Below are 12,758 nucleotides of genomic sequence, written 5' to 3'. Positions count from 1 at the left end.
GCACCGGTGCGGCTATCTGTAGACCTGCCATGCCGGTGTTCTGAATGTCAAGCATTTTATCTAAGTTTGCAGAAAACCGACTGGCAGTGCGGCTTTTGTTTTAGAAGAATTTGAAAATGAGCATACAAGAGAAAATAGTTCAATATACAGAAGAAATAAATAATTGGACCCCTCAGTCTCAGCAAGAGGTGGAGGACTATCGCTTAAGATTTTTGGTAGCTAAAGGCCTTATTAAAAATCTATTCGAAGAATTTAAAAGTGTTTCCAATGAGGAGAAGCGGTCACTGGGAAAAGTATTGAACCAGCTTAAGCAGACCGCAGAAGCAAAATATGCGGAGGCCAAGGATTTGTTCGGCTCAGATACGCCCGCTTCGAAGCCGTCGAAGGAGCAGGATCTTACTTTGCCGGGGCCCGGCTTTGAGATAGGAACGCGGCACCCTTTATCGCTGGTGCGAAAAGAAATTGTGGAGATTTTCAAAAAATTGGGTTTTATTGTTGCTGAGGGGCCCGAGATCGAAGACGATTGGCATAACTTTTCGGCGCTTAACTTTCCGGAAGAACACCCCGCAAGAGATATGCAGGACACCTTTTTTATCAGGAAACAGCCCGGCAATGATATTGCACTTCGTACGCATACTTCATCTGTGCAAGTGCGTATGATGGAAAGCGGAACACCGCCTTTCCGTGCCATTATGCCGGGTCGGGTTTACAGAAATGAAGCTATATCTGCGCGGGCTCATTGTTTCTTTCATCAAGTAGAGGGTTTGTATATCGATGAAGGGGTTTCTTTTGCCGACCTAAAGCAAACCTTGTATCACTTCGTTCAGGAGCTTTTTGGCGATGGAACCAAGGTTCGCTTCCGTCCCTCATATTTCCCTTTTACCGAACCATCTGCAGAAATGGATATTTCCTGTACCATTTGTAAAGGAGCGGGCTGTAACATGTGCAAGTACACCGGTTGGGTGGAGATTTTGGGCTGCGGTATGGTGGATCCGAATGTTTTAGAGAATAGCAAGATTGACGCGAAGAAATATACCGGTTTTGCTTTCGGGATGGGAATCGAACGAATCACGAATTTAAAATACGAAATCAAAGACCTACGCTTGTTTTCTGAAAATGATATACGGTTTTTAAGGCAATTTGAAACCGAGACGATTTAGAGCAGGGGGTTCTTGTACTGAATGAGCTGTAGACGTTGACGATACTGGTTTTGTTGTAGTAGATTCCTGTAGCGGATACGTTATGATATCAGAATTAATTAAATGGAAGCAGATAAAATAAAAGAAAGTATCAAACGGTCGGCAAAGGATCTCTTCAGGCGTTACGGTTACAACAAAACTAGTGTCAATGAGATAGCGAAAAAGGCCAAAATTGCCAAAGCTACCATTTACAAGTATTTCGACAGTAAAGAGATGGTCTTGCATGCGATCCTGATGGATTATATCCGTGTGGGAGTGGAAGAGCTTATACACAATCCGAGCACAGCGACCGATCAAGAGACCTACTTGAGCAATCTAATTTTGAAGGTAAGCCGATTAACCTATACCATCTGCAACGAATTTATCGGTTGGGATTTTATACGAGAATCGGCCAATGCCCAAGAATATTTAAAGACGCTTTCGGACGATTTGGAAAACTTGCTTATTAATTCGTTCAATGAAAGTCATATCATCGATCCGAATATACCGAAAGAAAGCTTGGTGTTTTTGATTAAATCGAGCAAGAGCATCGTCTTTTCCTTCGCGTTTACCGCTGTAAGCGTTGCCGACGTCCGGAAATATTTTGTGTCCTTCCAGAAGGAAATGCTGCCTTATTTGGTAAAGGCTACGGTAAGTTAGTTATCTTCTCTGGATAGCAGGAAACATCGCTTGGATCAACATCGCAAAGAAAACAACCAGTATACAACCTACTAAATTAAGCCATAAGAAAGCCATCACGTCTACCTTCCAGCAAATAATTACCAATATCTCGGCGAGAATGGCTGCTATAAAGGTAGCAGTACCTTTAGCGCGCTTGATATAGAAAGCTACAATAAATATCCCTAAGATGGTACCATAAAATAGGGATCCTAATATATTGACCGCTTCTAATAGATTACCAAGTCGGCTTGCATATAAAGCGATGATAATAGAAAATATGCCCCAAAAGAATGTCATTAACCGCGATACGTTTAGATAATTGCTTGCACTACCTTCTTTATGGATAAACCGTTTATAAATGTCGATGACGGAAGTAGAGGCCAAGGAATTAAGTGCACTGGCGGTCGACCCCATAGAGGCTAAAAAGATAATTGCAATCAGTAGGCCGATGAGTCCCTTAGGCAGTTTCTCGGTAACAAAATTCAGGAAGATATAGTTATTGTCGTTGGTGTCTGCCTTTGGATCATTTTTTTGCATCAGCCCCGTTAACTCGTCCCTGATTGCCGCCGTTTTTTTATTAGCGATATGAAGATCTGCTCTAATTTCGTCAATTTCGCGATCCGCCTCTTGATCCAAGGCGGTGTTAAGCTTGCTGATTAAACGGTGCTTCTCCTGAAAAACCGTATTGAATTGATCTTTGATCTTTTGCAGTTCATCCTGATAAGTACTTTTCTCAATTTTATTCAACTCTAATTTATTGAAAAAAATCGGCGGTTGATTGTACTGATAATAGGCAAAAACGAGGATGCCAATCATTAATATTAAAAACTGAAGAGGCACTTTAATGAGTCCGTTCATCAATAAGCCTAGGCGACTATCTCGAATCGAAGAGCCCGTTAAATAGCGGCCGACTTGACTTTGATCAGTGCCGAAATAGGACAATTGCAGGAAGAAGCCGCCAATAAGGCCACTCCAGACGGTGTATTGGTTATTCCAATCGAAAGAGAAATCGATCGCGTTTGCTCGGCCGGATTTCCCGGCAATATGTAAGGCTTTTACCAAGCCTATTTCGGCCGGTAACAAATGGACAACCATCACGCCTGCAGTCAGCAGACCGAAAAAGATGATGCCCATTTGCAGGAGTTGCGTGTACGAAACGGCTTTTGTTCCGCCCCAAACGGTATATAGCACAACCAAGCAACCAATAAATAGCGTGGTATAAGTAGCGTCGATCTGTAAAATGCTCGAAAGGATAACAGAAGGGGCATAAATCGTGATTCCCGTCGATACGCCTCGCTGTATCAGGAACAAAAAGGCTGTAAAAACGCGCGTTTTTACGTCGAACCTTTTTTCAAGATATTCATAAGCCGTGAAAACCCGCATTCGATGGAACATCGGAACAAAGGTGATGCTGAGCACGATCATGGCAAGCGGTACGCCAAAATAAAACTGAGCAAAGCTCATGCCCGAGCTGTAGGCAAGGCCTGGTGCGGATAGGAAGGTGATGGCACTGGCTTGCGTCGCCATCACAGAGAATCCTATATGATACCAGGGTAACGATTTATTTCCCAGGAGATAGCCGTCAATATTGTTACTACCACGGCTTTTATATATGCCGTAACTGACAATCAGCAGTAGTGTGCCGAAAAGAACAATCCAGTCCACTACACTCATTCAAACGTTATTTTGAATAAGTAAAACAATAGGATCAACACAAATAGCCACATCAATACTAACCAGTAAAATTGAGTCCAGCTATTTACAAAGGGGGGGAGGCCTTTATCTTTAGGCAGGTTCTTCCTCACTTTTGCGTTTTACCAAAACATTTAAGAAAAACATAGCGAAGAACAGACCGATAACCAATCCGCCTACGGTACCCCAAAAAGATTCAGCGCAATAGCCGCCAGTTAAAGCGCCGAAAAAAGCACCGATAAGATAAAATAAAGAGTCTGTGTTGATTTTTTTTTCTTGATTTTCCATGTTTTTAGTTGTTTTCTTTTGCTAGCAAATTTACAAATAATCTATAAGCCCCCGGCACCCCGGCGGGTAATTCTCTGAAAAAAGCGAGGGAGGTGTATACATATTTGCCCTTTCCGTAATTAGCAACCAAGAGCGAGCCGTTGCTTAACGGTTCTTTCGGATCGTTCATCGTTAAAGGCAGCGCATAGCGTTTATCGGCATTGGAGGCAAAATATAAGCCACGTTCTTGGATCCAGCCGTCAAAGTCGGCTGCTGTTATTTTGTTTGGATAATTTAGCACCGGATGTTCGGGCAATGCAAAGGTAACCGGAGCATCTTCATTGGTTACCCTTTCGCGTGTAATGGTAAAAGGATACGGGCCAATTTGTGTTACTTTTAATCCGCCACTAACATTATATTGCTCAACCAGCGTGCCTCCATTTTTTACATAGTCCATTAGTTTAGATTGTATATAACGGATACGATCGTTTACGTTGTAAATTCGAATGCCGGTAATGATCGCGTCATACTGAGCAAGATCGTGATGCATAATGTCGTTTTCCGACAGTATGTCGACCTGCAAGCCTATTTCGCGTAGCGATTGCGCAACCAAATCACCCGCCCCAGGCAGATAGCCGATGCGCTTGGCTGATACGCCTGTTTCAATTTTACTCAAGCGGGCACTCGCGGTTGGGAACCAAGTAATTTGAGGAATATGATCGTAGCGGATTGTTCGGATAGATTTCGCGATATCCTTTTGGCCGTTTTTATATTCAAGACTGAAATTGATGGAATCGTCCGTGGATGAAATCGAAGCGGGATAAATCATTACCGATCTAGTGAGCTCATCATCTTTTTGGTTCAGGTCGACCGTGAAGGATGAGGGCTCCATCTTCCATCCCTCGGGAAGTATCGGCCTGATATTGGCGCTGATCTGACTGCCATTTGAAACGAAAGAAAGTTCAAGTTGCTTTGGTTCATTCCCATTAAAAATAACAGCCTTCTGATTGAGATTAATGGTCAAAGGCGGCGCGATAATAAGCGGATTATTTATTTCTCCCCGTACCGGATCGTTATACGAGTAAGTGATAGGGAGCGCATAGCTTATACTTTTTCCTTCGATTTCGAGTGTGGCGATTAGATGCGGTAAATCGTCGGCCTCTGGTTTACCGATCAACTGCTGGTTGTTTACGGCAAAGGCCCCCAATTGATGAGGAGAAGCAAGCCAGTAGGGCTGTGTTATTTTTTTCGCTTCGAACGAAGTTTCTATTTGTTTCAGCTCGTTATAGGCGAGGTTTATGGTACCTGTTAAGTTTGCATTTGTCCCGTCTGCGTTTCTTAGGCCAAGGAGCGAAACGGATAAGCCTGGCTTTTGTACCACCACATTGGTGTTTACATGGACCGTTTCGCCTGTAGCATATTTCTGATCATTCGCCAGGCAGGTAATCCAAATACCGGCACAGTCTAAAATCAGGTCTTTAACCTCTTTTATTTTCTGCGTAGTCCAATAACTGCTTTCCAGTTTTTCCAATTCGTTAAGTAATTCTGCAAGCACTTTAATGGAATACTCGGGATGGGCCAGATCAAAATCCTTCGTCAGCACATCGATCAGTTCTTGCACTTTGTTCGAGGTGCCGATTCTCGACCAGCTTGTATTAATACCGTCAAATAAGTCTTTTTGTGGCGGAGTGCCACCCAAAGTCTCAAAATATTCATACATCTCGCCTCGTTGTGGAGTAGAACCGAAACCCTGACTTTTGTGATTCGTTCGGCTAATCGCGGCAATTTCGCCATAAGTTCGGCCGATAAAGGGATTATATTGGCCTAAGTCCTCGCGAAACTGCCCCTCCTCAATGGTATTCGCGCTGCCAAAATTGTACGTATTCCAAAGAATCCTTGTTGCTTTCCAAGGTTTAACATATTTGAGCTGTTCAGGAAATCGCGTCGGATCTGCGGCGGCCTTAAACGCCTCTTGGGCTATCAATGAAGAGGCTTGGTGGTGACCATGGCCTGCCCTGGGATCGCCCGGAAACCGGGTGATGATCACGTCGGGCTGAAAATTTCGGATAACCCAAACGGCATCTGCCAGAATTTTTTCTTTACCCCATATCTGGAATGTTTCATCGAAGGTTTTTGAAAAGCCAAAGTCGTTGGCCGTAGAGAAAAGCTGCTCGCCTCCGTCGTCTTTTCTTGCTGCAAGAAGTTCCTGTGTCCGTACTAAGCCGAGTTCCTCCGCTTGTTCTGTACCGATGAGGTTCTGTCCGCCATCTCCGCGCGTCAAGGATAAATAGCCGGTCCGATAAAGCCGTTCATTTGCTAGCCAAGCGATCAAACGCGTGTTTTCATCGTCCGGATGTGCTGCAAAATAAAGCACACTGCCCAAGGTGTTTAATTTTTGGATGCGCAATTTGATGGCTGCTGCATTATTGGACGATGCGTTCTGCGCCCGTAAGGAGCAAGTCAGCGACGCAATCAAAGCAATAGTGAAAAGGAACTTTAGCTGTTTACGAAACATAGGGCAAATGTTTAACGATTCTTTAGAAAAGTAACTAATTTCTGTATAGCAATGGCTCGATGACTAATTTGGTTTTTTTCATTGGCAGACATTTCAGCGAAAGTCTTGCTGTAACCGTCCGGCCTAAAGATCGGATCGTAGCCAAATCCACCCGCTCCTGTTCTGTCTACGGTGATGGTACCGCTAACAATGCCCTCAAAAAAGTGATGTTCGCCATCTAACCGTAAGGAAACAACCGTCCGGAACTGGGCTTTACGATGGGTTTCTGTCGCTAATTTGGATAATAGCAGGTCGATGTTCTTTTCCATATCCCTCGATCCGCTGTAACGGGCAGAATAGACTCCCGGCTCACCGTTTAAGGCTTCTACCTCCAGACCCGAATCGTCGGCAAAGCAGTTGCGGTTATAATGTTCTAAAATATATTGACTTTTAAGAGAAGCGTTGCCTTCAAAAGTATCTGCCGTTTCCGGGATGTCCACATCACATTGTATGTCAGCTAACGATTGGATGGAAAAAAAATCTTTTACCATCGCCTGAACTTCTTCCAGTTTATGTTTATTGTTCGTTGCGAATACCAGTTGTTCCATATCGTCCGAGTGTTTAGTGTTGTGATTTCTAATTGCTTTTAGAAAGCCTTTACGGCCTGCCAGAAGGCTTTCTTTTTATTTGTGTCCGTCAACATCTCTTCAAAAGAATAGGTGTACAACAGCTGGACCGCTTGTTGCATGGATGCGCGGTTGACCTCCAGGTCGGTGAGCCCCATTTTAACAGGGGAAGCTCCGGCGAAAATAATTTTTTGGGGGTTGAAAAAGGAAACGATTTCGTCCAAATTAAGCTTTCGTTCTATCTGAGCAAGATTCAGCACAGCCACATCGTCCACAGAAAGCCGTAGGGCGTGTAAGGTTTTGGTAAACGCGTCTAATGCCGATGGAGAGAAATAGCTTTCCTCCGCATTTTCTATCAAATAGAGAATACGGCTTTTATTCATTCCCATGAAACTAAAAGGCTGTGTTGGATCGGACGCTAGCACGCCTTCCTGTGCCGAATCGACCTCAAAATCGAAGATCGTGTCATCCATTAAGTAACGTAAAGCAAAAGGATTTCTAGTATTTAGCTGCGTCATGGTACGATTGTGGTAAGCCCCAACGAAAATAGAAGAATCTACACCGAGATGCAAACTTAAAAAGCGAATTGTGTCTATGAAACGGGTTTTTTACCTTTCTTTAAGAAATCCAGCAGGTTACTGTTGATGCTTTCGGTATGAAACCATTTCGAGCGCTCGAATAGCCAAATGAGATGCAGTGCGAAGAAAGTGCCGATTAAGGAGCCGGCTAAAAGATCTTTAAAAAAGTGCTGAGAGAGATACACGCGAGACAGGGCGACCATAAGTGCAAATAGGAAGAGCCAAGGTTGACGCCTTTGTTTTACAAAGATGTACGAAAGTGTGATGGCGAGCGAAAAGACACAAGTCGTATGGCCAGATGGAAAACTGAGTGAGTTTTCTAAAACGTAATCTTTAATGGTGTAAATGGGATCGCTATGTTCGAAGTAAATCGCCGGACGGGGGTGTTTTACCACCATTTTAATTAACTGGGTAAAAAAGCCCGTGTAAAGCATGGTCGCGATCAGTAAAAGCGAATTTCGCCAATTGATAAAGAGAAAAACGATAGCAATAGCGAGGGTTACCGGCCAGTCCCCCAAGTCGGTAATAACCATAAAGACCTCATCGGCCATATCGTGGTGCAAGCGGTTTACCCACAAAAACAGCTCGGCTTGCGAATAAATAAGTGAGTACAAAACACCAATGGCTTGGAAGCAAAGTAGCAATAAGATAAATAAGGGAAATTGCTTTAAAAATGCTAAGTAACTTTGCTTTTCAGAAGGTAAAGTATTCATTCTTTTAAGATGCTTAATGTCCCAAACATAACGAAAATGTTTATGTTTTTGCAAACATCAGATTCTACTCAGGGTCTCACTTTGACATACAATAGGGGTTATGTTAAAGGAAAGTTTTTATTAATCATGTTTTATTTGTTCTTTTCCTTAGATGAAAAGAACCAAAAATCAAGGCAGTCTAGTTCTCGCTAAAAATTCAGTTCCCTGTACACCGTTCTGTGGAGCCGCGCCTGTTCTCAATTCCTTCCCTTCGCTTTTTCGCAGAACGTTTTTTCCTGCCCTTCTAACTGAATTTTCTTTACGCTCATCCTAGAAGGCCGTCATTCCCGTCGCGCTGAAGTCCCTTGCAAAACCGTTCCGGCGTGCTTAAATGGCCTTGGAGGAGACCGAGGCAACGAGCAGCAAATCAAGAAAAAGCTGAATAATAAAAACCTTTTTTTAAGACCATCAACATAGTGTATTATGGCGGTGTATTATACATGCTGTATTGCTGTCGCTATCGACGAGTGGAAGATTTTGTCCATTTTCTTGTTAAATTTCGTTAAATATGAAATAGAGTGTAATGGATTTGTGTAACTTAGCAAGCTATTAAAACTGCTTAGTATTAAATATAGAATTTAACAAATGAAGAAGTTCGCTGGTTTGTTGACCTTTATCATCATGGCTTGTACCGGGAGCCTAAAAGCTCAGGACGTACAGGTAATTGATAAAGTTGCGGCCGTTGTAGGTGGAAATATTATTCTCCAATCGGATATTGAGATGCAATATGCTCAGTATCTTTCTGAAGGTAACCGTGCTGATCCTGATGTCAAATGTATGATTTTAGAGCAATTATTAACAAATAAGCTCTTGACGCAGCAAGCGGCTATAGACTCGATTGAGGTGAGTGAGGACGAGGTAGACGACAACATTAACAACCGCTTGCGATATATGACGCGTCAGGCAGGCGGACAGGAGCAGTTGGAGAAATTCCTGAATCGCTCATTACTTCAATATAAAGAAGAGATGAGGCCTGCAGTCAAAGAACAATTGATAGCCCAAAAGATGCAGGCGAAAATTACTGAAAAGACCGGAATTACACCTTTGGAAGTAAAGCGGTATTTTGAAAAAATCCCTGCCGATAGTCTGCCGAACTACAATACAGAAGTGGAGGTTGGTGAGATAGTGGTATTTCCGAAGTTGACAAAGGAGGAGAAGCAACCTTTTTACGACAGGGCTGAGTCCCTGCGGATGGGTATCAAGGCAGGAGATGACTTTGGTACGATGGCCAGGCTCTATTCACAGGATCCCGGGTCGGCTTCCTCGGGAGGTGATTTAGGCTTTTTCGACCGAAGCAGTATGGTAAAGGAGTTTACATCGGTTGCTTTCAGGTTAAAACCGGGAGAAATTTCTAAAGTGTTCGAATCGGAGTTTGGATTTCACTTTTTACAGGTTCTTGAGCGTCGGGGCGAACAGGTAAGAGCAAGGCATATCTTAATAGGGTTAAAACCGAGTGAGCAGAGTCTGGAACGCGCTAAAAAGCAAATCGACAGCATCTATACGCAGGTAAAGGAAAATAAGATGCCTTTTTCTACGGCAGCCGCTTTATACTCGGGCGATGAGATGACTAAATACAATGGAGGCATGATGCTGAATGCAATGAATCAGCAGACTCGTACAACTTACATCCCCGTAGATCAGCTCGACGCAGCCGATTTCTCGGCCATTGATACGTTGAAAGCCGGCGAATATTCCAGGCCTTTTGCTTTTTCAGATCCACAGACCAAAAAGGAAGGCTATCGCTTTTTATACCTTAAATCGCGCACCGAGCCACATAAGGCTTCCTTGGAACAGGATTACGCAAAAATCAAAGAGCTGGCGGAAGAGGATAAACTGAACCGAGTCGTTAGTGAATGGTTTGAAGAGCGCCGGAAAACCACCTATATTAGGATTGATGATGAATTTAACACCTGCGCGGAATTAAAAAGTTGGGTTCGGGATAGTGAGGTAGACAATGTGCAGGCAAATATTAAAGAGTAATATTGTTTAAAACAAGATAAAAGGAAAGGGGCATTGCACTGCAATGCCCCTTTCCTTTTATACCCATTTTGTGGCGATTATTTCTCAAAATACATATCTACGGTAACCTTCCACATCGAATCTTCTTGCAGCTCCCAAGCGCGGATATAATAGCATTCTATTATTTTATCTCCCTGTCTGATGGTCGCCTCGCCTTGGCTGTAGGCGAGTTCTCCACTATAGGCGCGGTCCACTTCGCTTCCGGTGCTTTCAATATGAAAATCCTGTTTGTTTAAAAAGGAACGGATCTTATCTATGCCGATGACTGGCGTGTAGCCTGGGATATAGATTCTTGCTTCATCGGTTAGAAACTCTTTAAACGCTGTTTGGTTATCTGCTTTCAGTATGGTAGAAAATAGCTGGTCCGTACTCAGAATGATGTCCTGCCGTTGTTTTAATCGCGCTTTTGAGCGCGATTTTCTGTATCTATTGTCCTCCGGACTCTCCAGAATGGCTTTTACATGTGCCGTAGGCGCGCCATGCTCACTGATCGCACGGTAAGCGATTTTCCATTCGCCCTTACGGTCCCTTTTCCACAAGCAAAAATACTCACCATATTTCTTTTTAGAGCCTACACTTTGCCAAGAAACAGGGCCAGTGGTAAAGCCCCACTCATCGCTCTTTGCGACTTTGGCGTAAACAGGTTTCCAAGTGATTATATCTGGAATCTGTGGCCTATTTTTCAAATAGATAGAGGCGGGTATTGGGGCCGGCGTAAAAAACACCGAGTTCTCGTCGCTATAGTTTTGGTAAGCTGTAAAAAGGCCTTTATTGGTGGCCAAAACGGCCATGTTATACTCAGCAGAAACTAATTGGTTTATCTGTTGATCTGGCTCCTGTTGAGCCCAGGTTGGGCTGCCTGAAAAGGCAATAATATATAAGGCAACTAAAACAAATCTAAACATTATACTATTAAATGAATTTAAGGCTTCTACCTTTACCAAATTGATGCCAAAACTTTTCTTCACTATGATTTGCTCCAAATAGTGCCTTCCTTACTATCCTTTAGCTGAAATCCCATTTCTTGTAAGCCATTACGGATTAAGTCCGACGTAGCGTAATCTTTGGCGGCTTTAGCCTCTTGCCTTAATTTAATGATGAACTCCATTAGCTTCTCTAAATCGCCATTGTTTTCGATATGCTCGTCTTTTAGACCAAGGATGTTAAAGACGAAGTCGTTTATCAGCGTTTGGAGTTCATTCAGGCCTTTTGCGTCAATCTTAGTTTTATTGTCATACACGCTGTTGATAATTCGCACTACTTCAAACAATTCGGCAATTAATACCGGGCTGTTGAAGTCGTCATTCATGGCCATTATGCAGCGTTGCTTGATTTCTTCAAGGTCGACTTCTGAAGTAGCTGAAGGTTTCAGTTTTGGCAGTAAGGCGATGGCATTCATCAAGCGGCGGTAACCTTTATCCGAGGCCTCCAGCGCGTCATTCGAAAAATCGAGCGTACTTCTATAATGGGCCTGCAGCATGAAAAAGCGTACGGACATAGGCGAATAGCCTCGATTTAGCAGTGGATGATCGCCAGTGAACAGTTCTCTTGGAAGAAATCCATTGCCGGCTGATTTAGACATGCGGGCTCCGTTAACCGTCAGCATATTTGTATGCATCCAATATTTCGCCGGATTGGTATGATTGCAAGCTTGCGACTGCGCAATTTCGTTGGTATGATGGGTCGCCGCCAAATCCATACCGCCTCCATGTATATCAAATTGATGGCCTAAATATTTATTGCTCATAGCAGAACACTCGATATGCCAACCGGGAAAGCCAATTCCCCAAGGAGACGGCCAGCGCATGATGTGTTCCGGTTTGGCTTTGATCCACAAGGCAAAATCCAATCGTCCGCGTTTTTCGTCCTGACCGCCGAGCTCGCGCGTGTTATTCAACATGTCTTCTAATTGACGATTGGTGAGGATCGTGTAGTCATTGCTTTTACTGTATTTCTCCACATCAAAATACACGGTGCCGTTTACTTCATATGCATAGCCATTGTTGATGATTTGCTTTACCATCTCAATCTGTTCAGCGATATGGCCGGTGGCGGTGGGCTCAATGCTTGGCGGAAGTGTGTTGAACAAACGAAGCACATCATGAAAGCCAATGGTGTACTTTTGAACAATTTCCATAGGTTCTAGCTGCTCGAGCTTCGCTTTTTTTGCAAATTTGTCATCTCCCTCATCTCGATCACCTTCTAAATGGCCTGCATCCGTAATGTTCCTTACGTAACGCACTTTATACCCAAGATACAACAGATAGCGGTATATCAGGTCAAAAGATACGAATGTGCGGCAATTGCCTAAATGTACGTCACTATAAACGGTAGGGCCACATACGTATAAGCCTACCATTGGCGGATTAATGGGCTCAAAGATCTCTTTCTTTCGGCTAAGCGTATTATAAATGACTAAATTGCTGCTCATTCGTTTTGCTTTTTAAGGAGTGTAATAATAGGTCGCCAGC

Annotated in this window: 11 protein-coding genes; 3 read left to right on the top strand and 8 right to left on the bottom strand. The window is 43.5% G+C overall.

Going from position 1 to position 12,758, the window contains the following annotated elements; genetic code table 11:
* Window positions 1-116 precede the first annotated feature (116 nt).
* Window positions 117-1,160, top strand: a complete 1,044-nt coding sequence (gene pheS, locus EPX21_RS10395) for a phenylalanine--tRNA ligase subunit alpha (protein WP_134089628.1) — start codon at window positions 117-119, stop codon at window positions 1,158-1,160.
* Window positions 1,161-1,262: 102 nt separating this feature from the next.
* Window positions 1,263-1,838, top strand: coding sequence for a TetR/AcrR family transcriptional regulator (locus EPX21_RS10390; protein ID WP_134089627.1), 576 nt, complete (start codon window positions 1,263-1,265; stop codon window positions 1,836-1,838).
* Here EPX21_RS10390 and EPX21_RS10385 read toward each other — a convergent pair whose 3' ends face one another.
* The 6 genes from EPX21_RS10385 to EPX21_RS10360 form a co-directional block, all read right to left on the bottom strand.
* Window positions 1,839-3,533 (bottom strand): sodium:solute symporter, encoded by a 1,695-nt coding sequence (locus tag EPX21_RS10385; protein WP_134089626.1) that lies wholly within the window; start codon window positions 3,531-3,533, stop codon window positions 1,839-1,841. It lies immediately after the preceding gene.
* Window positions 3,534-3,644: 111 nt separating this feature from the next.
* A complete protein-coding gene (locus tag EPX21_RS10380) occupies window positions 3,645-3,839 on the bottom strand; it encodes a hypothetical protein (protein ID WP_134089625.1) in 195 nt (64 codons plus the stop codon).
* A gap of 4 nt (window positions 3,840-3,843) precedes the next feature.
* Window positions 3,844-6,333, bottom strand: a complete 2,490-nt coding sequence (locus EPX21_RS10375) for a PIG-L family deacetylase (RefSeq protein ID WP_134089624.1) — start codon at window positions 6,331-6,333, stop codon at window positions 3,844-3,846.
* Window positions 6,334-6,344: 11 nt separating this feature from the next.
* The gene (locus EPX21_RS10370; protein ID WP_134089623.1) at window positions 6,345-6,920 is read right to left on the bottom strand and encodes a non-canonical purine NTP diphosphatase; all 576 of its coding nucleotides are present in this window, start codon (window positions 6,918-6,920) and stop codon (window positions 6,345-6,347) included.
* 38 nt (window positions 6,921-6,958) lie between these two features.
* Entirely contained in the window at window positions 6,959-7,456 is a 498-nt protein-coding gene (locus tag EPX21_RS10365) for a hypothetical protein (protein ID WP_134089622.1), read from the bottom strand.
* 74 nt (window positions 7,457-7,530) lie between these two features.
* Window positions 7,531-8,229 (bottom strand): phosphatase PAP2 family protein, encoded by a 699-nt coding sequence (locus tag EPX21_RS10360; RefSeq protein WP_134089621.1) that lies wholly within the window; start codon window positions 8,227-8,229, stop codon window positions 7,531-7,533.
* A gap of 624 nt (window positions 8,230-8,853) precedes the next feature.
* On the opposite strand from EPX21_RS10360, the gene EPX21_RS10355 reads away from it, so the two are divergent.
* Window positions 8,854-10,248 carry a peptidylprolyl isomerase gene (locus EPX21_RS10355; RefSeq protein WP_134089620.1) on the top strand — a complete coding sequence of 465 codons (1,395 nt, stop codon included), beginning with the start codon at window positions 8,854-8,856 and terminating at the stop codon, window positions 10,246-10,248.
* 77 nt (window positions 10,249-10,325) lie between these two features.
* On the opposite strand, the gene EPX21_RS22670 is transcribed toward EPX21_RS10355, so the two are convergent.
* A complete protein-coding gene (locus EPX21_RS22670; RefSeq protein WP_166670728.1) occupies window positions 10,326-11,192 on the bottom strand; it encodes a DUF4440 domain-containing protein in 867 nt (288 codons plus the stop codon).
* Window positions 11,193-11,254: 62 nt separating this feature from the next.
* Window positions 11,255-12,718 carry a cysteine--tRNA ligase gene (cysS, locus tag EPX21_RS10345; protein WP_134089619.1) on the bottom strand — a complete coding sequence of 488 codons (1,464 nt, stop codon included), beginning with the start codon at window positions 12,716-12,718 and terminating at the stop codon, window positions 11,255-11,257.
* Window positions 12,719-12,758: the final 40 nt, after the last annotated feature.

The sequence above is a fragment of the Olivibacter sp. XZL3 genome, from assembly GCF_004368405.1.
Lineage (GTDB): Bacteria > Bacteroidota > Bacteroidia > Sphingobacteriales > Sphingobacteriaceae > Olivibacter.
Note: the sequence above shows the minus strand (reverse complement) of the source record. Positions and strands in the feature narration are given on the sequence as shown.

Bases quoted from the DNA above. Each gene is read 5' to 3' on its own strand.
- pheS (WP_134089628.1), top strand. From the start codon at position 117: ATGAGCATACAAGAGAAAATAGTTCAATATACAGAAGAAATAAATAAT.
- EPX21_RS10390 (WP_134089627.1), top strand. From the start codon at position 1,263: ATGGAAGCAGATAAAATAAAAGAAAGTATCAAACGGTCGGCAAAGGAT.
- EPX21_RS10385 (WP_134089626.1), bottom strand. From the start codon at position 3,533: ATGAGTGTAGTGGACTGGATTGTTCTTTTCGGCACACTACTGCTGATT.
- EPX21_RS10380 (WP_134089625.1), bottom strand. From the start codon at position 3,839: ATGGAAAATCAAGAAAAAAAAATCAACACAGACTCTTTATTTTATCTT.
- EPX21_RS10375 (WP_134089624.1), bottom strand. From the start codon at position 6,333: ATGTTTCGTAAACAGCTAAAGTTCCTTTTCACTATTGCTTTGATTGCG.
- EPX21_RS10370 (WP_134089623.1), bottom strand. From the start codon at position 6,920: ATGGAACAACTGGTATTCGCAACGAACAATAAACATAAACTGGAAGAA.
- EPX21_RS10365 (WP_134089622.1), bottom strand. From the start codon at position 7,456: ATGACGCAGCTAAATACTAGAAATCCTTTTGCTTTACGTTACTTAATG.
- EPX21_RS10360 (WP_134089621.1), bottom strand. From the start codon at position 8,229: ATGAATACTTTACCTTCTGAAAAGCAAAGTTACTTAGCATTTTTAAAG.
- EPX21_RS10355 (WP_134089620.1), top strand. From the start codon at position 8,854: ATGAAGAAGTTCGCTGGTTTGTTGACCTTTATCATCATGGCTTGTACC.
- EPX21_RS22670 (WP_166670728.1), bottom strand. From the start codon at position 11,192: ATGTTTAGATTTGTTTTAGTTGCCTTATATATTATTGCCTTTTCAGGC.
- cysS (WP_134089619.1), bottom strand. From the start codon at position 12,718: ATGAGCAGCAATTTAGTCATTTATAATACGCTTAGCCGAAAGAAAGAG.